The sequence below is a fragment of the Paenibacillus sp. FSL R10-2782 genome (genome assembly GCF_038592985.1).
GTDB classification, from domain to species: domain Bacteria; phylum Bacillota; class Bacilli; order Paenibacillales; family Paenibacillaceae; genus Paenibacillus; species Paenibacillus terrae_C.
Genome location: NZ_CP151951.1, coordinates 3,038,220 through 3,063,994, shown reverse-complemented (window position 1 = coordinate 3,063,994; position 25,775 = coordinate 3,038,220). Strand labels below are relative to the sequence as shown.

Below are 25,775 nucleotides of genomic sequence, written 5' to 3'. Positions count from 1 at the left end.
AAACCGGGGCTGAATGGCGAAAATTTAATGTGATGAAACACAATCCGGACGGTGGCCCATACGGTAACTATGATGCTTTTACTGACCCTGTTATTCAAAGGAGTGAGGCAAAATGCAAACGACCGAATTTGCGAAAATCTGGTCCAGAATGGCTAAGGATTACAAGGTTCATATGGAGCAGCAGTTGGCTCCATCATTAACTGAGGCTCAGCTTACGGTGCTGGAGGTTCTGAACGATTACGGCCGCATGAAACCGTCTCAACTGATCCCGTACCTCGCAACCACACCTGCGGCCGTTACGATGCTGCTAGACCGGATGGAGCGGAATCGCCTGGTCACCCGCTTTAGAGACGTAAAGGATCGCAGAATCGTATGGATTGTCATTTCGGATCAAGGAAGAGAAGAAGCGGAGCGTGGATTGCAAATAAGGGATGATTTTCTGGGTTCTGTACTAAACCGCATTTCGCAGCATAATCAAAATTTGCTGGTTTATTTGTTAGGTAAAATCACCACAAAAACGAAAACTTCTGCATCGGTAAACGAGACAAAGGCAGTAAAGGAACAAATGGAGCGAGCGGAGTAAGCATCTCCTCTTTCATATTCTAAATAAAAATGCGCGGATAAGGCTGGCCAAAGGGGTCACACATATCCGCGTTTTTGTGCTGAAAAACCACATTTTGTAGCTGTTGACACCTTTTTTAAATGGCTTTCTGTATTCTGCAAGTTTCATCTGCTCTTTTCAATACTTATATCTGTTACAGGGGTGAATGTTGACATTTACATATAACATGATAAAATTAGTTATACATAAATAACATTTCGTATACGAATAGTTGCTTGGTTATGTATATGGAATGTGAATTGAGTAATGGGAAGAAGGATGGTTCCAGTGAGTGACAGAGAGGAAGACAGACTTGAGGTGTACCGGATTATTCAGTCGGTAAGGGAGGTTAACAAAACGATATTTTATGCCTTCTGGAATGAGGAGCAGCATTTGGAACTGACAGCCGTTCAGCACATGGCTTTGGCGATTCTGAATAAACGACCCAATATCGGGTTATCCGAGCTGGCAGACATAGCCCATATGGGGTGTAGCTCCATGAGCGGGGTGGTTGACCGCTTGACCAAGGCAGGATATATCGCTCGCGGACGGCATGAGCATGATCGCAGATCCTTAGTGCTGACGCTTACCCCGGAAGGAAAAGACATCATGCAAAAAGTAGACGTCATGTGGATGGAGCGCGTCTTGCCCATTCTGGACATCCCGAAGGAGCATCTGGACATGGTTCTGGATATCCATAAACAAATGATAATGAAATTGACACCGAAGGGAATGAATCAACTTGAGCAGTCCTCAAATGACACTACCAGGTAATGTACGCAGAGCACCCATTGTGGCCGCTCTGTTGATTGGCGCGTTTGTTGCGATTTTAAACCAGACGTTGATAAGTGTGGCTTTACCGAAAATGATGAGTGATCTGAATGTAGATGCCAATGTGGCTCAGTGGCTTAGTACGGGCTTTATGCTCGTGAACGGGGTATTGATCCCAGTGACCGCATTTTTGATTGCGCGTTTTTCCACTCGTAAATTGTTTATTAGTGCGATGATTATCTTTTCAATCGGCACGCTGTTGTGCGCTATTGCGCCGAGCTTTAGCATATTGCTGATCGGACGTCTCATTCAGGCCGCGGGTGCGGGTATTATGATGCCTTTAATGATGGTCGTTATCTTGAACATCTACCCAATTGAGCGTCGTGGCCGGGCGATGGGAACACTGGGGATTGCGATGGGTTTTGCTCCAGCCATTGGACCAACCTTATCTGGTTATATAGTCCAGCATTACGACTGGCGGGTACTGTTCTGGATCATCCTGCCGATTTCAGTGATTTCGATTGTGATCGGATTTATTTTTCTGAAAAATGTAACGGAGCAGTCCAAGCCTAAGTTGGACATTCCCGGCATCATTTTGTCTACGCTCGGTTTCGGTGGACTGTTATATGGCTTTAGTGATGCAGGAACATCGGGCTGGGGAAGTATTCCGGTCCTGTCTACGCTTATTGTGGGGACGATCGCGCTGATTCTGTTTATTGTTCGCCAGCTGAAGGTTGATGAACCTATGCTGGAGTTCCGTATCTTCAAATATGATGTGTATAGCTTGACGACAATCATTAATGTCATTGTGACGATGGCTTTGTACGCCGGTATGATATTACTGCCGATTTATTTGCAAAATATTCGCGGCTTTTCACCGCTTGAGTCCGGTATGCTGATGTTGCCGGGGGCGATTCTGATGGGGGTGATGTCTCCTGTAACCGGGGCTATTTTTGACCGGATCGGAGCACGATGGTTGTCTGTGATCGGTTTATTGATCCTGGCTGTGACGACTTGGGAGTTCACACGCTTGACCGAGACAACGACCTACATGACGCTGCTGGCTAATTATACGGTTCGGATGTTCGGGATGTCATTGCTGATGATGCCGATCCAAACGGCCGGGTTAAACCAGCTTCCGCAACGATTGAATGCGCATGGTACTGCGATGAGTAATACACTGCGTATGATTTCCGGTTCAATCGGAACAGCAATTCTGGTGACGGTGATGTCGACTCAAAGCAGCAACCGTCTGACGAATATTGTTGTATCTGAGGGATTATCTGTTACAAATAAAGCAGAGATGCTGGCAGCAGGCAACCAGGCTACGATTTATGGTATCAACTCAGCCTTTATCATTGCGACGCTGTTGAGTGTGACGGCCCTGATTTTGGCATTTTTCATCAAGAATACGAATGCTCAAAACGCTCTGCCCCGTCAGCAGTTGGTGAACAGCAAGAAAGGGCAGTCTGTGGTCTCCTCGTCATAAGGGTGGGAGGAGTATCAGATTTTTAACAAAAAAGAACCGGCAATGCATGTTTGTTTGATTACATGCATTGCCGGTTCTTTTTGTAAATGCCTGCTCAATGCTCAGCTTTGAGCATACTTTCATAAAGCGATTTGGGCCACTCACTCCATGGGAATTGGGCTGGAGGGAACGAGTGGAAGCTCATGTTCTCCTTGCTAACCGGATGCGGTGCTCCGGCAAGCAGAGACCAGAGCGCCAATTGTTGACCTGGGCGGCTCAGGTTGCCACCGTATTTTTGATCCCCGTATAGAGGACAGTCGATAGCCTGCATCTGTACACGAATCTGATGCGAGCGTCCGGTGTGTAGCTCAATTTGTACAAGACTGAGACCATCTGCTTGTCCAAGCACTTGGTACTCTAAAATGGCCTCTTTGGCCCCGGTCGTACCGGGACGAACTGCCTGGACCGTGTTAGTGCGACTGTCCTTTAGCAGATGATGGGTCAGACGGCCTTGTGGGGCCGCGGGAACACCGTTTAGAACCGCTGCATACATCTTGCGGAAACTACGGCCTCGAACCGACTCTGACAGCCGAGAAGCGGCTTTGGACGTCTTGGCAAAGATCATGGCACCGCCTACAGGCCGATCCAGTCTGTGAACCAGTCCTAAAAAGACATTACCAGGCTTATCGTGTCTAATTTTAAGGTCTTCCTTGAGTAAAGACAGCAGATCAGGATCACCGCTGGCGTCTTCTTGTGTCGGAACGTTGACAGGCTTTACAACGGCCAGAACATGGTTGTCCTCATATAGAACAGGGATATTCAGCTGGGCATGCCCGTGCCGGGTAAGTTCATCTGGAGTCATAGGAGGAATTAAGCCTCCCAGCGTCCGAGAATACCACAAGGCAGATTCAGCCCCGAGCGGGTAATCGGCAATCCGATTTCACCAGCGCTGATTTGACCGCCATACTTTTGTTGCATCGTCATACTCAGCATGTTGCGCAGTACGGTAGGCGAAATCCCTGTGGTATAAGAGTTAATCAGCATGAACAACGGTTGATCGGAAATGATGCTCATGCAGGATTCCAGAAACGGATACAGGCTTTCTTCCAGCTTCCATGTTTCTCCGTTGGGTCCGCGCCCGTAGGAAGGAGGGTCCATAATGATCGCATCATATCGGTTTCCCCGGCGTTGTTCACGTTGCACGAATTTGAACACGTCGTCCGTAATGAAGCGTACCGGACGGTCGGCCAAGCCGGACAATTGCACGTTCTCCTTCGCCCACTGTACCATGCCCTTGGCGGCGTCCACGTGAACTACACTGGCCCCGGCATATGCTGCGGCAGTAGTGGCTCCCCCTGTGTAGGCGAACAGGTTCAGTACCGAAATCGGTCTGCCAGCGCCTTTAATTTTATCCATCATCCATCTCCAGTTCGCAGCTTGCTCCGGAAAAAGACCGGTATGCTTGAAGCTGGTCGGTTTAATGTGGAATTTAAGCGGCCCGTAGCTGATCGTCCAGCGTTCGGGAGTAGGCTTTTTCATATCCCAGCTACCCCCCCCAGAGGAACTACGGTGGTAATGTCCATGAACATCGCGCCACTCGGCTGTTTCCTGGGACAACGGCCATATAATTTGCGGATCAGGCCGCCGCAGGACAATATCGCCCCAACGCTCCAGCTTTTCGCCGCCGCCTGTATCCACTACTTCATAATCTTTCCATTCTTGTGCTACATACATGTACAATCCATCCTTCAGCATTCAATTCAGGATTCCGGCAGTCCTCTGCGCAAAAATCCCCATATGGAGTCTATTGTACAACAAACCTTAGTAACAATCGAATGATTCCGTGGAGAAGCTGGCATTGACCGTTATAGGTCCCAGCATTTTTTGTCGCTTTATGGCGACTTTTGATATGCGAAAAGTGTTAGGAAGCAGAATTGTTTATTTTCCAAATTATTTATGTTGAAGGAATTTAAAAAACATTGACATTTTTCGAATTTATATTTTATCATGTAAATAAATAGTTATATGTTACGTTTATTTAATAATCAAAACATCCTGTCCTACATTGACGTTATGTTATCAATTTCATCTATGATACTGAAATCTTTAGCTGTAAATATAAGGTTTCACTACACTTCCAGTTTTACCCACTTCCAAGATCACACAATATTTTACTCACACCACGAAATGCTATTCCATCATTCTATTTCCATTTTTAAGCTTGTTTTTTATTAAAATGATTTTTCTACTGTCTGTAATAACGGTTTCCGTAGATATGCACGTTAACGCTCGAATTGTGAAAACATTTTTGTTTTGCCACCTTCTTGTTGAATGAAACGCTTCGTCTAACAATTTTTTTTGGAATATTTTAAATTCTAAGCAGCAGCTAACCATGAATTGTCAAGTGTTCGTATAATTTCGGATGGAGGTGAGCTCAATTAGCTAGAGCTTTATCATGTGTTCATAGACCGATGAGCGTTCACAATTTGGAAGGTTGGCGTATATACGGACTCTCCAAGGCACAAGCCTCGAATACGGGTGTTTCTTGTCAGAAAGCCGGATCGGTGCGTTACTGAATTTTATCGAAGGTATGTTGGATGTTTTGAATATAGGGGAAAATTCGCGATATGAAATTTTTTACGTCCAATTGAGCATACAAGATTGTCTCATTTATTTACGAGATGCCAGACGAGCTTCTAAAAACTCAGCGATAAAGGAGTATATAAATATGGCGAACAGGTATTCCGCGACAGAATCAGCCCTTAACCAGCACAAAGCTCATGTTAGGCAAAAACTAGTCAGGATGATTGGAAATGTGACCCAACTTAACGAAGATGAAATAGAGCCACAAACGCATTTTTTAGAGCTAGGGCTGGATTCCATTACTCTATCTCAAGTCCGTCATAGCATCAAAGATACGTTTGGATTTGACATACCTATGAATGAGTTTTTTGATACGCTGACCACGCTGGAATTGTTGACACATCATGTGGCCGAAAGAGTAGTTATCCCCATTGAGTCTACGAATCAGAAGGTGGTAGAAAGTCCTGTGGAGATCCCAGGTAATGAGATAGAACATACGGCCCCTTATGTGTTACAAACGTATGAAAAACAGAACCTTTCGATGTCCGCGCCTGTGTATACGGCAGAGAAAGCAGAGGTTCAAAGTGATTTAGGAGCAACCGCGCCTGTGGGCTTAGAACGCATTTTGGAGCAACAGCTTTATTTAATGTCACAACAGCTTGAGGTGCTGCGGGATCATACCATAGCACATATGAACACGACCACTGTATATCGCCCCAAGGAAGACAGTGCAAAGATCATACAAGCAGTCAAGGACAGTAAGGACAGCAAGAACAGCGTAAGCGACCTTCGTAAAGGAACCTTCCTTCCAGACCTGCCGTCGAACGGAAGCGGCCCAGATCTGGAAAAGCAAGCTTTAGCTGTATCCTTGCTTCCGGAAACGGAGTCATTGGGCGCTCAGGAAACTGTTATTGCACTGACCCCGGATCAAAAGCAGCTTTGGTTCGCTACGGTTTCAGAACGAAATGACTCACAATCTTTACATGAAACCGCTTTGCTGCGTTTTTGTGGCCCGCTTCAGTCCGAAGCTTTTACAGAGGCAGTTCATACCATCGTGAACCGCCACGAAGCTTTGCGTACCTTTATGAATGATGATGGTGAGACACAAGTGATTACATCTGCAATGAAGATTAGCGTTCCATTGCATGATTTTAGCGACTACTCGCCAGATGAACAGGAACAGCACGTCCAAAATTGGCTGGCCAAGGATAGCACAATTCCGTTCCCATTAATACCTTATAAGCCATTATTCCGTGTTCAATTGCTGAAAATATCAGTTGTAGAGCACATTGGTGTATTTACTTTCCACCATTTGATTGCGGACGGCTGGTCGATGGGAGTGTTCATGCGGGAGTTAGAGCACATCTATTCCGCGTTAGTCCGCAATGAAGCTGTTACTCTACCCGATCCGGTATCATTTCGGAACTATGCCGTTTGGCAGCATGATCAGTTGAGGTCTGGAGGAGAGGAGGCTGTTACGTTTTGGTCGGCTGTACTAAAGAGGTCCCTGCCTGTGCTAGATTTACCTTCTCCGGTGCGTGGGCTACTGATGCCATCTTCCCACGGAAGCAGACATACTTTGATTCTGGAGGCACCGTTAGTTCAACGGCTGAGAAACGTAAGTATCAAACTCGGAAACAGTTTATTCATCACCCTTTTATCTGCATTTCAGCTTTTTCTGCATCGCCTGACAGGCCAAAAAGAAGTGATGGTAAGCATACCGACAGCAGGACAAGCGCAAATGGATGCTTTTTCGCTGATTGGTAACTGTGTGAATATGCTTCCGGTCATTAGCGAAGTGTGTTCTGACGTTTCATTTAATTCATTTGCCCAAACGGTCAAACACCGGATGAATGAGTTGGAGGCCTACCAGAAATACAGCTTTGCCGGACTGGCCCCACTAGGATTAAAATATTTGCCAGTAATGAACGTTGTGTTTAATATGGATCGGCCGATTCCTCGTTTTTACTTCCACCAATTGGATGTAGAAGTGCTTGAAAACGAAATATCTTTCAGTAAATATGAACTGTTTTTGAACGTTACGGAGGTACAGAAGCAGTTGCGTCTTGATTTTGACTATAATACAGATATTTTTCAAGAAAATATCGTTAAAACGTGGTCAGAATACTTCCTCCACCTGCTGCATTTGATTGTGGAGAATGAGGAAATTCGTGTATCCTCGATTTCTTTACTTGATGTTGTGGGACAGGAGCGACTTCGGGCTACATGGACTGATTACGTCGATTCTAACGGTAATTATCCTTGTGTGCTTGATGCATACAAGCAACCAGCACCTGTCGGAACAGCAGGGGAGGTCTATCAGGCCTCGGCAGTCAGCGGAATTTTGGGAACGACCCGGGAATGGGCTTACGTGGAAGGTGGAGCGAAGCTTTTACATATCGGTCATTTGGACCGGAGCATCTGCGTCCGCGGACATCAAGTGAATTTGGAACAATTGGAGAAACACCTGCTGCAAACTTTCCAACTAGGTGATTGCTTGATTACCCCGCAAACGGATGAAGCCGGTGAAGTATTGTATTTAACTGCCTATGTTGTGGCTGCCGCTTCAAAGCCTTGGGAAGAATCCGAACTGAAGCAAGCTGTGAATAGACTCCTACCGGATTATACGCGGCCTCGTTGGTGCATTAAGGTGGATCGTATTCCTCTCTTAGCAAATGGAGAGCCGGATCTGCAGGCGCTGCTAGAAGTGGGAAATGCAAGTGTTAATGCAGCAAAGGATGTTGGTTCTGAGGTACATGCCGCTGAGGAGAAGCTGACGACTATTTGGAAGGACGTTTTGAATGTGTCCGAAGTTCACCGTCATGAATCCTTTTTCCAATTGGGTGGGGATTCGTTAAAAGCGACTGTCATCTTGTCCAAAGTGAACAAGGAGTTGGGTGTACATATCCCGCTCAGCCGCATTTTCGATTTGCAAACGATTGCCGAACTTTCTGCATTTATTGTCGGAGGGCAGCAGCAAACATATGAATCGATTGTTCCTGTGACCCCCGAACCTTTTTACCCGGTGTCTTCAGCCCAAAAAAGGATGTACGCACTGGATCAATTGGGTGGCGGAACAGCCTACCATATTTCAGGTCAGCTCCTCATAGAAGGAGACTTGGTAGTTTCAAAGTTTATTGAAGCTGCTAGGGAAGTTATTTTAAGACATGAGTCCTTCCGGACATATTTTGAACTGCAGGCTGGGGAGATTGTACAAAAAATCCGGGACACGATGACGTTTGAAATACCGTTCTCACGGATTCCGCAAGAAGAGGCAGCGCAGGCACGAATCTCGTTTATTCGGCCCTTTTACTTGGATAAAGCTCCTTTGCTCCGCATTAAACTGTTCGAATTTATTCAGGGCGGTTTTATGCTCCTGATGGATATGCATCACATCATTGCGGACGGTTTTTCTATGACCATTATGATGGATGAGATCATCCGGCGTTATCAGGGCAGAGAGCTTGCTGACATTCAGCTTCATTACAAGGACTTTGTGGCTTGGAAGCAGCAGCAAATCACTAGCAGTAAATGGAAGGAGCATAGACCCTATTGGTTAGGGGCTTTGAATGGAGAGCTTCCCGTTCTGCAAATGCCTACAGACTTTTCGCGACCGCAGACACAAAGTTTTGAAGGGGATAGTTTGACGGTCACATTGGATGGAAAGTTGGCAAAATCCTTATACCAACTAGCCCAAAATACCGAATCAACGCTTTTCATGGTGCTTTTAGCAGCGTATAACGTGTTGCTGGCCAAGTATTCGGGTCAAGAAGATATCATTGTAGGTTCGCCTGTGGCTGGAAGAGAACATGTGGATACGCAAGCGATGATCGGGATGTTCGTCAATACACTGGCGCTCCGCAATTACCCGCATTCGACACTGACGTTCCAGTCCTTTTTACAGGAGGTCAAGCAAAGCACATTGTTGGCACTGGAGCATCAGGAATATCCATTTGATGAACTGGTAGATCAACTTGAACTGGTTCGTGATGTCAGCCGAAATCCTGTGTTCGATACGATGTTCAGTTTGCAAAATGTCGGGATGAACACTTTGGAGGTCGAGGGGGTCCAATTTAAACCGGAGGAATATAATGTTGGCGTAGCCCAGGTCGATTTTTCATTGCTTGTGACTGAAGAACAAGATCGAGTGACCCTTGTTTGGGAATATGCTACTAAGTTATTTAAGCCAGAGACAATCAGGAAGTTGGCAGAGCATTATATAAAGATTTTGGAGACAATCACCCAGGATAGTAGATTACGACTGGCTGACATGAATATTCTGTCTGATAATGAAGAACAGTTGATTTTATCAAGGTTAAATGAAATGTCTACACTTAATACACTTGCCAAAAGTAGACATATTGATTATTCAGATTACAAAGATCATAATGCCGCTTTGAATTACTGGAGAGCGTATTTGAAGGAGTACGAGGGTCAATCTCGCTTACCGCAGGCTCGAATGAATAAGACATGGAGTCGTCAGACCGAATATCATGACTTTCATTTGGATGCAGACATGATGGGCGGGCTGCAACGGATTGCTCAGGAATATGAGGTAACCATCCAAATACTGGTGCAAACGGTGTGGGGACTTCTGCTGCAAAAATATAACAGTACGGATGATGTAGTGTTTGGTAGTGTGGCTTTAGAAAGCACATCTGTGGTACGGAATGAAGAGCAAGCCCTCGATCTGCAAATAAATACTGTACCTGTGCGCATTAGAACTAGTCATAATAGTCGATTTTTGGAAGAGATCAGGCAACAACAAATGCTTTCTATGGCCAACCTTGCCCATAAAGTGTATTCACTCGAAGAAATTGAGGCGATGTCAGAGCAAAATCACGATTTAATTAATCACATCCTTATTTTTGATCGTGTATCAGTAGAGAAAGAAATTCAGCAACTGGGTGATAGCGATGAGGATCGCTATTGTATTGACGAAATCGATTGGATAAAGCAGACAAATTATGACTTTAATCTGGTTGTAGTGCCGGGAAAAACGATACAAATGAGAGCTATTTATAACGCCCTGGTATTTGATCACGAACATATGGAGCAAATTCAGGGACATTTGATGCAACTGCTGAAGCAAGTGGTGCTAAACCCGGATATCCTGGTGAATGAACTGGATATTGTGACGGAACAGGAGCGCGAGCAAATTTTGGATGTTTGGGGAAATACGGCGGTGGAATATCCAAGCGAGCAAACAATTCAAGGTTTGTTCGAAGCGCAAGTCTTGCAAACGCCAGAACAGGTAGCCTTATTTTTTGAGGGTGAACAACTGACATACCGTGAGTTGAATGAGCGCGCCAACCAATTGGCAAGAACACTCCGTTCTTATGGTGTACAGCCAGAGCAGCGAATTGGACTACTTGTGGAACGATCTATTGAGATGATCGTTGGTATACTGGCAGTTCTCAAAGCAGGTGGTGCTTATGTACCGATAGACCCGGAATATCCAGCAGAACGTATCCATTATATGTTGGAGGACTTCGATGCGCAGATTGTACTGACACAACGGGCATTTACTGAACGAATATCATTTAACGGGATTACTCTTGAACTGGATGATTCCAGAATATATTGTGCAGATGGCTCTAATTTGATGATGTCCACAGACAGGGTGGATCATCTGATATACGTTCTTTATACCTCAGGAACGACTGGACAGCCGAAAGGGGTCATGGTCAACCATCGTAGTGCAATTAATACGGTGAGCTGGTTTTCGGAACGTTACGCAATAAGTGATGGACTTGATATGATCCTGACGGCAGAATATACATTTGATCCAAGTATTGAGCAGATCTTTGGGACGTTGCTGCATGGGGGCAAGCTGCACTGTATCCGGCGTACAACGCTGCTGAGTAAGCAGCTACTGACCGAATATATTAAGACTCATAATATCAGGGTACTAGACATTCCACCGGCTCTGATGAGAGCATTTTTATCTGAAGATGCCAAAATACCTTGCTTAGATACGTTAATCTGCGGTGGCGAACGGTTGGAAGATTCATTAAAGGAAAAAATAGTGAGCAAAGGATACATTCTGAATAATCATTATGGACCGACGGAAACAACCATTGATGTACTGGCTTCCGTGTGTGAACCAGAAATAGCAGTAAATTTGGGTAAACCTATTCACAATACGCGCGCATATATTCTGAACGAGCATGGGAAGCTTCAACCAATAGGGGTACTCGGTGAGCTATGTATCAGCGGTGTTGGCGTAGCCCGAGGGTATCTGAACCGACCAGAGCTGACGGTTGAAAAATTTGTGCCAAATCCGTTTGCTGGTGGTGAAGCGAACTATGAACGGATGTATCGGACGGGCGATTTAGCACGCTGGCTACCAGATGGGAATATAGAGTATTTGGGCCGGGTTGACCATCAGGTAAAAATTCGGGGTTATCGGATTGAATTGGGTGAAGTTGAGACCAACCTGATGAAGGTGGCTGATGTGCAAGAGGTCGTCGTATTAGTCCATGAAGACAATCAAGGACAAAACCAACTGGTTGCCTATTATGTAGCTGAACAAGATGTGGATGCGGGTGAATTGCGCAGCTTGCTAGCTAAGGAACTTCCAAATTATATGGTGCCTGCATACTTCGTACAGTTGGAGCATATTCCGCTGACCTCGAACGGAAAAATTGATCGGAAGTCACTGCCAGCACCGGAAGTCAGCCTGCAAAGCGGAGCAGATTATGCTGAGCCGCGTACGGAGGCGGAACGGACTCTGGTGGCGGTCTGGGAATCAGTATTAGGAGCCCCAAAGGTTGGAATATTAGACAATTTCTTTGATCTGGGTGGGGATTCAATCAAGGCAATTCAAATTTCATCCCGATTATTTCAGGCGGGCTACAAGCTGGAAGTTAAGGATATGTTCCGATATCCTACGGTAGTGGCACTGGCACCGTATATGTATGAGGCCGTGCATATAGCTGATCAAGGGGAGGTCAGCGGAGAAACTACGTTACTTCCGATCCAGCAATGGTTCTTTTCGCAGGAGCTTGAGTGTCCGGAGCACTTCAATCAGGCGGTGATGTTGCACAGGACGGAAGGTTTTGATGAGACGATTGTGCGCCAGGCAATGGACTGGATCGTGGAGCATCATGATGCCCTGCGTACAGTCTTCCGCAAGCATCCATCTGGTTATACAGCATGGACACGCCGAGTGGAGGAAGGCTCATTATATACGCTCGAAACTGCGGATTTACGTGGAGAGTCGGCGGCTGCCGACATGCTAGAAGCGAAAGCAACTGAAATTCAAAGTAGTATCAACCTGTCCGAAGGACCTTTGGTAAAGCTTGGTTTGTTCCGTACAAATGAAGGCGATCATTTGCTAATAGCCATTCATCATCTGGTCATAGACGGAGTATCATGGCGGATCCTGTTCGAGGATTTCTCCACAGGCTATGAGCAAGTACTGAAGGGCTTGCCGGTAAGATTACCGTTTAAAACAGATTCCTTTCAAACTTGGGCGCGTGAGTTGTCAACTTATGCTAACAGCTCAGCGGCCGAGTCTGACGAAACTTACTGGCAGCAGCTTGAACAGGCTCAAGGGGGAGCTACCCCGCTGCCCAAGGATTTTTCCTATACTGGTTCGTTGAATGCAGATAGCGAAGTGCTGACGCTAGAATGGACGGAGGCAGAAACACAGCAATTATTGAAGCAAGTACACCGGGCCTACAATACCGAGATTAATGATTTGCTGCTAAGTGCGTTAGGCTTGGCCATTCATAACTGGACAGGTACTAATTGTGTGCTGGTGCATCTGGAGGGACATGGTCGGGAAGCAATCATACCGGAAGTAGATATAACACGTACTGTGGGTTGGTTTACCAGCCTGTATCCTGTTTTATTAGAAATTGATGGTAATTTTACACTTGGAGAACGTATCAAAAGCACAAAGGAAGGACTGCGTGCTATTCCGCACAAAGGTTTGACGTATGGTACATGGCGTTATCTGTCCGAGGCTTCTGCCGAAACTCGAAACCGTCCTTACTTCACAGAACCGGAAATCAGTTTTAACTATTTAGGTCAGCTTGATCAGGAAGATCTGCAAAACAGCGGAATAACCCTTTCCTCCTACGGTATAGGTAAAACAGATGCTGCTCAATCGAGGTTGCTGCACACGTTGGATTTGAACGCGATGATTTCAGAAGGTACGTTGCGATTGACGATCGCCTACAGCAATAAACAATATCGAAAAGAAACGATGGAACATGTGGCTGGGCTGTTACAATCAGCTCTGCAAGAGGTGATCTCGCATTGCGTTGCCAAAGAGCAGCCTGAGTTGACAACAAGCGATGTATCCTTCAAGGGCTTGACCATCGGGGTACTGGATCAACTGGTAGAGCAAGTTGCACAGACTGGCGAGCTGGAAAATGTATACGCTCTAACACCAATGCAAAAGGGAATGTTGTTTCATAATTTAATGGATTCGCAGTCCAGCGCGTATTTTGAGCAGGTATCTTTTGACCTGAATGGGCATTTTCATACGGCTGCGTTTGCTTCAAGTCTGGATCTGCTGGTGCAAAGACATATGTCTTTGCGGACGAATTTCTACAGCGATGTGACGGATGAACCGCTTCAGATCGTGCATAGGAATAAGCAAACTGAACTGTATGTAGAGGATTTACGTGAACTGGAAGAAGATGAACAGGGTCGACATATCCTCGAATTCACTCGTAAAGATAAGCTAAGAGGCTTTAAACTGGATCAAGATGTGTTGATACGTGTGGCGATTTTACGCACAGGTGAAGAGACATATCGATTAATATGGAGTTTCCATCATATTGTAATGGACGGCTGGTGTATGTCGCTGTTGACTAATGAAGTGTTCACGAGTTATTTTGCCATTTTGGCCCTAGACCAGCCTAAGCAGGTACCTGTGACGCCGTATAGTCAATATATCGAATGGTTGGAGCAGCAAGATCATGAAGAAGCGGCACAATACTGGAGCACATATCTGAGCGGATATGAAGAGCAGTCCCGTTTGCCACAGGCTAAAGTACTAGGGAACGGGTATCAGCCGGAGCAGCTTGACTTTGATCTGGGCGAGAACCTGACGTCTGCGCTGCAGCGAGCCGCCAAGCGATACCAGGTCACGGTAAATACGCTGGTACAGACCGTGTGGGGGATTTTGCTTCAAAAATATAACGGTACAAATGATGTTGTATTCGGCAGTGTGGTTTCTGGACGACCAGCCGACATTCCAAATGTGGAACATATCATTGGTTTGTTCATAAATACAATACCAGTGCGCATTAATAGCAGCGGGGGAAGTCGTTTCTTGGATGTAATAAAACAAATTCAGGAGCAATCCATCGCCTCACGTGCCTATGATACGTACCCTTTGTATGAAATTCAGGCGTTGACCGAGCTCAAGCAAGATTTGATCGATCACATTATCATTTTTGAAAACTATCCGGTAGGAGAACAAATCGAACAGCTGGGTAATGGTGAGCAGGCGAGCTTCACGATTACCGGAGTTGAGTCGGTGGAACAGACTAACTATGACTTCAACCTGAAGGTGCTGCCAGGTAAAACGATCCAAATGAGCTTTGGATACAATGCACTGGCGTTTGATCGCGCGAGTGTAAAGCAAATTCAAGGCCACTTGGTACAACTGCTTGAGCAAGTGGTGACGAACCCAAATATTCAGATCGATGAGCTGGATATCGTGACGGCCCAGGAACGCGAGCAAATCCTGAGAGTATGGGGAAATACGGCAATGGAGTTTCCGCGCGAGCAGACGGTTCATGATTTGTTCGAAGTGCAAGTGCTACAGACGCCAGAGAAGGTAGCCTTGTATTTCGAAGGAGAGCAATTAACCTACCGCGAGTTGAACGAGCGCGCCAACTCACTGGCACGGGTGCTTCAAACACAAGGAGTGGGACCCGACAAATTGGTGGGCTTGATGGTACAGCGCTCGGCAGAGATGATGATCGGTCTGCTGGCTGTACTTAAAGCAGGCGGTGCTTATGTGCCGATCGATCCTGAATATCCGTCAGCTAGAATTGAATATGTGCTTGGAGACAGTGGAGCTACTGTACTTTTAACTTCCCGTGATCTGGTTGAAGGACATAGCTATAGTGCTAATACTTATTTTGTCGAAGATGAAGAGTTGTACCAAGGGGAAACAACGAATCTGGAAGTAACGGCTCAGCCAGATCAGCTGGCTTACGTAATCTATACGTCAGGCTCGACTGGTAATCCGAAGGGGGTCATGCTTCAGCATCGGTCGGTTTTGAACTTTATAACAGGGATGCACGGAGTCCTTGACATCACAGCAGACAAAACAATTTTATCGCTAACGACGATTTCCTTTGATATCTTCGTGCTGGAAACAATCCTGCCATTGCTTAGTGGGATGACAGTTGTAATTGGTGACCGCCGTCATCAGACAGACCCACAGGAGCTTGGGGAGCTGATCGCTGCTCATCATATCGATATGCTACAAATGACGCCGTCCCGGCTGCAAATGCTACTTGATCATGATGAAGGCGCTCATGCGCTACAAGGTGTACAGGAGGTTTTAGTCGGGGGAGAGGCAATTTCTCCGAAGCTTCTAAACAGACTGCAATCTATTAACGGACTGCGTATCTATAACATGTATGGTCCGACGGAAACGACAGTGTATTCGACGGTGCAAGAATTGACGACTGCTAACCGGATTGATATTGGACGTCCCATCGCTAACACGCAAATATACATCATTGATACGCAGGGGCGATTGCAACCGGTTGGTATTCCTGGCGAATTATGTATCGGAGGGGAAGGCCTCGCGCGTGGGTACTGGAATCGGGAGGATCTGACAGCGGAGAAGTTTGTGAACAACCCGTTTTCACCGGGAACACGAATGTACAAAACGGGGGATCTTGCTCGCTGGAATCCAGATGGTAGTCTGGAATTTATTGGACGTATTGATCATCAGGTGAAGGTTCGCGGATTCAGAATTGAGCTTGGCGAGGTTGAATCACAAATCTTGAAAACGGAAGAGGTGCAAAAGGCCGTCGTGCTGGCTCATGAGGACAAGCAGGGAGAAAACCAACTGGTCGCCTATTATGTGGCGGAGCGGGAAGTCAGTTCAAGTGAATTACGTAGCTTGCTGGCTAAAGAGCTTCCAAACTACATGGTGCCTACGTACTTTGTACAACTGGAGCACATCCCGCTGACCCCGAACGGCAAAATTGATCGGAAGGCACTGCCAGCACCCGAGGGCAAATTGCAAGATGGAATAGAACATATTGCACCTCGGACGTGGGTGGAATCGAAGTTAGCGATGATCTGGAAGGAAATTTTAGATCTAGCGCAGGTCAGTGTGAAAGATAACTTCTTTGAAATAGGTGGGCATTCTCTGCGAGCGACGACGCTGGTTTCGAAAATTCATAAAGAACTGAATAAGTCGCTTCCACTGCGCAGCATTTTTGAAGCTCCAACAATTGAGCAGTTGGCGGAAGTGATGGACGGTTTGGATCAGCTGGCATACGCGTCCATTCCGGTGGCAGAAGAGCGCTCGTTCTATCCGCTGTCCTCGGCACAGAAACGGATGTATGTGCTCCAACAATTGGAATCGAACAATGTGAACTATAATATGCCGGCTGTGCTTCAGGTAAGTGGACCGCTTAATGTGGAGCGTGTGGAAGAGGTGTTTTGTCAATTAATTGAACGACATGCATCCTTGCGTACCCGCTTTGAAATGAAAGGGAACGAGCCTGTACAGCTTATTGAGGACGGGGTGTCGTTCGAAGTAGAATATGCGAAAATACGGGTAGAAGGTGACCCCCGCGATGTAGCACACGCGCAGGCTGTAAACCAGAAAGTCCAAGAGCGGATTCAAGCTTTTGTGCGCTCATTCAACTTAGAAACGGCTCCGCTGTTGAGGGTGGCTTTATTGGACCTTGGGGAACATGGAACAAAGCAAGAAGCTCAGCATTTCTTAATGCTGGATATGCATCATATTATTTCGGACGGTGTATCAGCAGGGGTGCTGACCGACGAGTTTGTACGTCTGTACAGCGGAGAGGAGCTGTCTCCGCTACGAATTCAATACAAGGATTATGCTGTATGGCAGCAGAATGAAGCGCAGCAAGCGTGGATAAAACGTCAGGAAGCGTATTGGCTGGACACCTTTGATGGTGAGTTACCCGTCTTGAACCTGGCGACTGATTTTGCTCGTCCAGAGGTGCGAAGTACAGCAGGGGCTACAGTGGAATTCGAATTGGACGGGAAGGTCAGCCAGCGCCTGAAAGAGCTGGCGGCCGAAACAGGCTCGACGCTGTACATGGTGCTGTTGGCAGCCTATACAGCATTGCTGCATCAGTACACCGGGCAGGAGGATATTATTGTAGGTAGCCCGATAGCCGGCCGACCGCATGCGGATCTGGAGCCAGTCATTGGAATGTTCGTTGGGACGCTGGCTATGCGTAATTACCCAACCGCAGGGCAAACATTCCGTAGCTATGTGGAGAATGTGAAGAAACATGCATTGAAGGCGTATGAGCATCAAGACTATCCATTTGAGGAACTGGTGGACAAGCTGAAGGTGAAGCGTGACATGAGCCGCAATCCGCTGTTTGATACGATGTTTGTGTTGCAAAACACGGAGCAAAACGAGTTGAAGCTGGCTGACCTGAGCTTCCGTCCATATGGGATGGAGCAAGCCCCGGCAAAGTTTGATTTGACGCTGGAAGCCATTGAGGGAGCAGCGGGTATTCGGTTCGGATTAGAGTATGCGACATCGCTATATCAGCGGGAAACAGTAGAGCAGATGACGCGCCACTTTGTACGATTGGTGGAGACTGTTGTGGTGAACCCGGATCTAACACTTGGAGAGCTGGAATGGGTCACAACGGAAGAAACGGTGCCTGTTCTGAAAGAGCATCAAGAACGCCAAAAAGCATTACGCTACTGGAGCAACTATCTGGCCGGGTACGAGGAACAAGCCCATTTACCGCAGGCTAAAAAGCAGAATCAGACAACATATCAGGCGGAGTATGTAAACCTGGATCTGGGTATGGAGCTGACCGCCGGAATACGACGAATCGCCGAGCAGGAAGAGGTATCGGTCAGTACGTTACTACAGGCGGCATGGGGGATTTTACTGCAAAGATATAACGGAACTGAGGACGTTGTGTTCGGCAGCGTACATGTAGTAGGTCAGGCGGCTGATATGGCAAATACAGAAGCAGTGACGGGGGCATTTATAAACACGATGCCTGTGCGTATCCAAGGCGGAGAAAACAGTTTGTTCACAGAATTAATGAAGCAAAACGAAAAGTTACTCAAGTATGCACGTGTGCATGCCACATATCCACCCCATGAGAATCAGGGGCTATCTGAGCTCATTCAGGATTGGATCAATCATAGCGTGATTTTTGCAGATGTTCTGGTCGAGGAAGAAGTGGAGCATATGAGTGATGGTGAAGAATTCGACCTCAGCCTATGGACAGCAAAGGTAGCCAAGTCAACGACCGACGACTTTAATCTGGCGGTGTTGCCAGGAAAAACGATCCAAATGAGCTTTAGCTACAATGCATTGGTGTTTGACCGTACCAGTGTAGAACAAATTCAGGGCCATCTAGTACAGCTGCTGGAGCAAGTGGTGGCGAAACCGGACATTCGAGTGCGCGAGTTGGACATTGTGACGGAGCAGGAGCGCGAACAAATTCTGGCGATTTGGGGAGATACGGCAGCAGAGTACGCGCACGAGCAGACGATTCACGGTTTGTTTGAAGCGCAAGTGTTGCAGACGCCAGAGCAGATCGCCTTGTATTTCGAAGGAGAGCAGTTGACCTACCGTGAGCTGAATAAGCGCGCCAATCAATTGGCAAGAACGCTGCGATCTTATGGAGTGCAGTCAGATCAGCGAATTGGTTTACTTGTTGAACGTTCTATTGAGATGATCGTAAGCATATTGGCAGTGCTCAAGGCTGGTGGGGCTTATGTGCCAATTGATCCGACGTATCCGCAGGAGCGAATCCAATACATGCTGGAAGATTCCGGAACAAAACTGCTGTTGACGCAAAGTCATCTGGTGGAAAAAGGGATGTTTGAGGGTCAGGTGCTGGTCCTGAATGGGAAAACATCCATATATCACAAGGATGGTTCAAACCTAGATTCGGTAAGTGGTTCAAATAACCTCGCGTATGTTATTTATACATCGGGAACCACGGGACAGCCGAAAGGAGTTATGCTGGAACACCGAGGATTGTCCAATCTGAAAACGTATTTTGATCAAACGCTACAGATTATCTCATCAGATCATGTGTTGTTATTCGCCAGCTATTCGTTTGATGCATCCTGCTGGGAAATCTTCCAGGGGCTATTCAGTGGAGCGACATTGTACGTACCGACACAAGAGACGATTTTGAATTATGAGTGGTTTGAGAAGTACATGTCGGAACATCGAATTACAGTGGCCACACTCCCACCTACCTATACGGTGTATCTGGAACCAGCACGTATGCCAGACTTACGCATTTTGGTCACAGCAGGCTCAGCAGCCTCAATAGAGCTGGTGCTTAAGTGGAAGGAGAAAGTGGCGTATTACAATGCTTACGGTCCAACAGAAAACTCGGTCGCGACATCGGTATGGTCCGTGTCTGAAGATCCGCGAGCTGAGGATCTGATTACAATCGGGCGTCCTATACCGAATCATCGCGTGTACATGGTGGATGCGCATGGTCGTCTAGCGCCGGTGGGTGTACCGGGTGAACTGTGCGTATCCGGTCCGGGGTTAGCGCGAGGTTATCTGGATCGTCCGGAGTTGACTGCTGAAAAATTCGTGAAAAATCCGTTTAGTAGCGGAGAAGCAAGTTATGAACGGATGTACCGAACGGGTGACTTGGCAAGATGGATGCCGGATGGCAACATTGAGTATTTGGGCCGGATCGACCATCAGGTAAAAATCCGAGGGTATCGAATTGAATTGGGCGAGGTCGAGGCGCAAATTTTGAAAATGGAGTCTGTACAAGAGGTCATTGTGCTGGCAAGTACGGATGAACAGGGGCAAAACCAACTGGTCGCATACTATGTGGCAGAACGTGAAGTAAGTGTAAGCGAACTGCGTAACACGTTGCTGAAAAATTTACCCAATTACATGGTTCCTTCATACCTTATGCAGTTGCAGTATATGCCCCTGACCCCAAATGGGAAAATCGACCGCAAAGCGCTACCCTTACCGAAAGGGACAGGTAGTTGGAATGAAGAATACGTTGCCCCGAGAAATGCATTAGAACAACAACTTGTAGAGCTTTGGCAAACGGTGCTTGGTGCGGAAAAGGTAGGCATTGACAATAACTTTTTTGAACTCGGAGGTCAATCTCTAAAGGCTATACTGCTTGTCTCTAAAGCACAGGAAAAAGGTATCTATCTAGGAATCCATCAGGTATTACAACATCAAACTATTCGTGGTTTGTCTGATTTGTTGCAAGCTGAACGTTGTGACACACACCATAACACATCATGGATTTCCAGTATCACGGAAGCTGAACAGTGGATTAGCAACACTTTTGATGTACAAGCTTTGCTTCAATTTGTGTCGGTTGATGAGCAAGACTATCTGTTTCTACAAGTACATCCATTTCGAGCAGATCAGGTTGATAAGATCGTTGCTTTCATTCCGTCTCATGTACATCCTGACCTGCATCCGCATTACATTGTGCCTATGGGTGGAGAGGATGCAGGCCAGTCGATTGAAGCTCTGCTCACGATGATTACAATAACAGATGATGAACAGGAAGACGTTCTTCACTCTCAATCAATGGAATTTATTTCAATAATTGATGAAATGAATGCAACTTGGAATGGTAGTCTGCTAAGCTCAGAGGCGATCGGACAGTTTCCATTGGCACCTGCTCAACATTATCATTTGCAGCATCCTGCTTCTTCTGGCACGGTGATTCATCTGAATCACTATGTAGATAAGCAACGTCTGTCCACAGCTGTTCAGCAGCTCATGCGCAGGCATGAATTACTGCGAAGCGTACTGATTCAATCAGACGGGGGTTGGGCTTGGGAAGTCCGATCAATCCCGGAGAACTTATCTTTACCTATGGTGGATCTATCGGCATATCCGATACCAACCCAGCGCAAGCTCCTTTCGTCTATCATGTCGCATCTTTATTTTGAACCGTATGAGCAGACGAAATCTTTGCAATACCGAATTGCGTTGATTCGCTTGAATTTGCGGGAACACTTATTGCTTCTGCCGTGCTCACACATTATTTTCGATGGCACGAGTAGCATGATTTTGGAGAGTCAGTTACTTGAAGAATATGAGGATCCACAACTGGAGCATACAACAGAGGTATTCCATTATATGGATTATGTCAAACATATTCGTCAAGGACCACAGGGGATAAGTGATCAGCAAATTGTTGAGCAATATAAGCTCCAGTCATTTGTTGAGAGTACAAGTCAAATTTATAAGCTGACCCGGGAATTCAAATATGGACAAATGACAACGTATCAATGGGATATAACACTACCGAGTATTTCAATGCAGAATGATTCTGTGAACCTATGGGAGATTTCTCTCCAAATGGCATTCCGATTTTTTAGTATTTATTTCCAAAAATCAGAAATTCCGTTATGGTTAACGCAGTATGGAAGACAGTATGGGGATCGGAATTACTTTGAATCCGTGGGAGAATACATTGATCATATTCCCGTGTTACTCCATAAGGAAGAAATGCCATCTTATCATGCGGTGATCAAAAAACAATTAAGCGTTGCTGCAAATCATCATTTAAACTTCTTTAATTTAATTTTTAATGAAGAAATGGAGCCTATCTATCCGCAAGCAAGCAGTATGCTAAAAAAGGGACTTGGACAATTACCAATCGTGTTCAATTACCTGGGAGAAATGCAAGAGGCCTCGAAGATGTTGAGCACCTTAAACAGAAGTACAACCTTAGTTGACGGAGAAGAAGTGATTTTCTTTGAAGCTGCCCATACTGGAGCAGTACTTCAAATATTCCTGCGCCTACCATATGAAGAGAAACATGAGGATATCTATCGAATATTGCAAGCTGCTAACGATAAGATTATTTCTGACCTAGCCATACGGCAGTAGGGAGCTGAAAACGTGAATCATTTATTCAAAGACAATCGGTTTGTCCGCTTTTTTGCTTCACGTACCGTGGCAAATATAGCGGATAGCATTTATTCCATTGTGTTGTTATATTTTGTTCAGCAATCGACGCAGTCAGTGGCATTTACCAGTTTCACGTATGCGGCGGTATCTACAGCATCTATTTTCAGCTTTTTTGTTGGCCCACTCGTAGATCGCTATTCACCCGCACGCTTGGCCAGCATTGCTTTGTTTGCGCAGGCGATTCTAATTTCGATTGTCCCGTTTCTTATTCGAGACGGGATGACCAATTTGATAATTATCCTCGCGATCGTTTTTATAGCGTCTTGCTTCTCCATGCTGTTCTATCCTGCTAACAGTAAAATGCTGCCTCAACTTGTTCGTGTACCAGATTTAATTATTAGGGCGAACTCTATGATTTCATCGTCGGACCAGATCATTAATATCGCTGGTTATCTGGCTGGAGCTTCGCTCATTATCGCTATGGGTATGCAAAACACCTTTTTACTGGCCAGCGGTATGCTGTTCCTTGCAGGTGTCGTATATATTAGACTCAGCAAACAGCTCGACACTCATTCAACGGAAGGGACACATAGCGAGGGCTCGCTAACATTAGGGCACTATTGGAGAGAACTGAAAGAAGGATATACCTTTGTAAAACGCCACACCTTTTTGCGAATTATGTTGCCATTCTTTGCTCTTGCCAACTTTTCAATGGCTTTTCTGATTATTACTATGCCCTCCATTGCTGTCGATTACGGTTCGCCAATCTATTACAGTTTGCTGTATATTTCTTATTTCATCGGCATTTTTGTAGGTTCTTTTCTGGTAAATGTGCTTAAAAGGAACGGTCTTACCATTGCAGCTGCATGGGTAGCTACAGGACTTGCCATTTTCCTGTTTTCTGTGATGCCCCAGATGTGGATGAAACTACTGGCGGCTCTCCTAATAGGTGCTTTTACAGGTATAATTAATATATTGCAAATGTCTTTGATCCAAATTATTACTCCCTTACCGCTGTTAGGACGTGTGATCGCCTTTACGAATACCCTCTCGAATGCGGCCCTTCCGCTGGGAGCTCTGATTGGCGGCGCGTTAGCTTTGCGATTCTCACTGCCTGAGGTCTTGTTTTTCAGCGCCCTGATTACCGTATTGTCTGGACTAATCATGTTCTTTATCAAGACAGTTCGTCAGTTTGAAATTCCATTAGAGAAGGCAGGTGGGTTGGGGCATCCTCATGCAACAAATGAAGTAAGTTAAAAGTTTTAATGTCTGTTTTTCATGTAAAATAGATGATCAACTTTGTGTGGGAATTTCCTCACAATAATGCCAAGTCCTAATTATAGGGCTTGGCATTGTTTGATATGTCATGACTATTAGGGCTTACGTGCTTGTTTACTAAGATGCTTAGGATATTAACCTAGGAGAAGTGCTCAGTTTCCAGATAAAAAATATTTTTTTGCCGAATACACTTGTAATTAGAGCGCTTCCATATTAAAATGAAGTCAATCCCACTTGTACGTACAACTAATCATTTTTCATCATAATATTGATAAAAATATTAGATTGTACGTACATAATAGTTTATCTATGAATACAGCTGCAACTATACTTATTTCCTGACAGGAGGAATTTTTAATTATGAAACCGTTTAAATTTTGGTTTGCTACAGGAAGTCAGCATTTGTATGGACCCGAGACGCTCGATCAGGTACAAGAGCATTCTCGTCAAATTGTAGAGGGATTGAACCGTAGTGGTCATTTACCGTTTGAAGTGGTACTCAAGCCGGTTCTGACGAATTCCGACGCGATTCGTCGTCTCATTATTGATGCGAACGGAGATGACCTGTGTGCAGGGATTATTACCTGGATGCATACATTTTCTCCAGCGAAAATGTGGATTGCTGGCTTGACGCGTTTGGCAAAGCCATTGTTGCACCTGCATACTCAATTTAACCGTGATATCCCTTGGGATAGTATTGATATGGACTTTATGAACCTGAACCAATCCGCGCATGGTGACCGTGAATTTGGCTTTATCGGTGCCCGTCTGGGTGTAACTCGCAAAGTCGTTGTTGGCTATTGGGAGGAAGAAGGCGTTCAGAAACGCATCGGCGGCTGGATGTCCACGGCTGCTGCTTATAGCGAAAGCCAAAATCTCAAAGTAGCCCGTTTTGGTGACAATATGCGTGAAGTAGCTGTAACCGACGGCAACAAAGTATCTGCTCAGGCCCAGTTGGGCTGGTCAATCAATGGCTATGGTGTGGGTGATCTGGTTGAGGTCGTTAATAACGTGTCAGAGGGGGATATTAACTCTCTGTTCGAGGAATACCATGACCTGTATGAGCTATCCGCAGAAGCCAAGCAACCGGGAGCAGTACGTGATTCTATTTTGGAGCAGGCTCGTATTGAGCTGGGCTTGAAAAAGTTTTTGCAGGACGGAGAATTTGGAGCCTTTACGACAACGTTTGAAGACCTGCATGGTCTGAAACAACTGCCTGGTTTGGCGGTTCAGCGTTTGATGGCCCAAGGTTACGGATTCGGCGGCGAGGGTGACTGGAAAACGGCAGCGTTGACGCGCCTGATGAAGCTGATGGCGAATAATGTGGATACTTCCTTTATGGAAGATTACACCTATCATTTGGAGCCGGGCAATGAACTGAATTTGGGTTCTCATATGCTGGAGGTATGTCCGACGATTGCTGTAAACAAACCGCGTATTGATGTTCAACCGTTGGGTATTGGCGGCAAAGCCGATCCGGCTCGTCTTATTTTTGAAGGCAAACCGGGTAAGGCGCTTGTAGCATCCATCATTGAATTGGGAGGACGTTACCGTCTGATTATTAACCAAATCCATGCTGTGGAAAATAAAAACCAAATGCCGAAGCTGCCTGTAGCCAGCGTTTTGTGGAAACCTGAGCCTTCTCTGGAAGTGTCCGCAGAAGCATGGATTCATGCGGGTGGAGCGCATCATACGGTGTTGTCCTATGCTGTAACCACGGAGCAATTGCTGGATTACGCAGAGCTGACAGGCATAGAAGCCGTCGTCATTGACAACAACACGAACATCCGTCAGTTCCGTCAGGAGCTGCAATGGAATGAACTGTACTGGCGTAATAAATAATGGATGCAATAAATAAACAAGCTGCTTATTGAAGCAGCTTACTCATAGGGTTTATCAGCGAACAGCCGCATGCTATGCGGCTGTTTTGCGTATGTTGCACCATGTGTAAAACACTTATTTGAAATTAATAT

At 46.0% G+C, this 25,775-nt stretch carries 8 protein-coding genes; 6 read left to right on the top strand and 2 right to left on the bottom strand.

Translation table 11 applies throughout. The features are described from left to right. The first annotated feature begins 112 nt into the window (after positions 1-112). The 3 genes from NST83_RS13730 to NST83_RS13720 all read left to right on the top strand — a co-directional run bounded on the left by NST83_RS13730 (position 113) and on the right by NST83_RS13720 (position 2,861). The gene (locus NST83_RS13730) at positions 113-583 is read left to right on the top strand and encodes a MarR family transcriptional regulator (RefSeq protein ID WP_137063371.1); all 471 of its coding nucleotides are present in this window, start codon (positions 113-115) and stop codon (positions 581-583) included. A 306-nt stretch (positions 584-889) separates the two neighbouring features. Then, positions 890-1,375, top strand: coding sequence for a MarR family transcriptional regulator (locus tag NST83_RS13725; RefSeq protein ID WP_137063370.1), 486 nt, complete (start codon positions 890-892; stop codon positions 1,373-1,375). After that, on the top strand, positions 1,359-2,861 hold the full coding sequence (locus tag NST83_RS13720; protein WP_342414611.1) for a DHA2 family efflux MFS transporter permease subunit: 1,503 nt from the start codon (positions 1,359-1,361) through the stop codon (positions 2,859-2,861). The genes NST83_RS13725 and NST83_RS13720 overlap by 17 nt, the downstream gene beginning before the upstream one ends. A 94-nt stretch (positions 2,862-2,955) precedes the next feature. Here the strand turns inward: NST83_RS13720 and NST83_RS13715 are convergent, their stop codons facing one another. Both NST83_RS13715 and NST83_RS13710 read right to left on the bottom strand, forming a co-directional pair. Further along, positions 2,956-3,702 carry an RluA family pseudouridine synthase gene (locus NST83_RS13715; protein ID WP_342414610.1) on the bottom strand — a complete coding sequence of 249 codons (747 nt, stop codon included), beginning with the start codon at positions 3,700-3,702 and terminating at the stop codon, positions 2,956-2,958. 8 nt (positions 3,703-3,710) lie between these two features. Next, a complete protein-coding gene (locus tag NST83_RS13710; RefSeq protein WP_342414609.1) occupies positions 3,711-4,574 on the bottom strand; it encodes a class I SAM-dependent methyltransferase in 864 nt (287 codons plus the stop codon). A gap of 856 nt (positions 4,575-5,430) precedes the next feature. Here NST83_RS13710 and NST83_RS13705 point away from each other — a divergent pair. The 3 genes from NST83_RS13705 to araA all read left to right on the top strand — a co-directional run bounded on the left by NST83_RS13705 (position 5,431) and on the right by araA (position 25,644). Beyond that, positions 5,431-22,503, top strand: a complete 17,073-nt coding sequence (locus NST83_RS13705) for an amino acid adenylation domain-containing protein (protein ID WP_342417955.1) — start codon at positions 5,431-5,433, stop codon at positions 22,501-22,503. A gap of 12 nt (positions 22,504-22,515) precedes the next feature. After that, positions 22,516-23,781, top strand: coding sequence for an MFS transporter (locus tag NST83_RS13700; protein WP_342414608.1), 1,266 nt, complete (start codon positions 22,516-22,518; stop codon positions 23,779-23,781). A 381-nt stretch (positions 23,782-24,162) separates the two neighbouring features. Beyond that, the gene (gene araA, locus NST83_RS13695; protein ID WP_137063365.1) at positions 24,163-25,644 is read left to right on the top strand and encodes an L-arabinose isomerase; all 1,482 of its coding nucleotides are present in this window, start codon (positions 24,163-24,165) and stop codon (positions 25,642-25,644) included. The last annotated feature ends 131 nt before the right edge of the window (positions 25,645-25,775 follow it).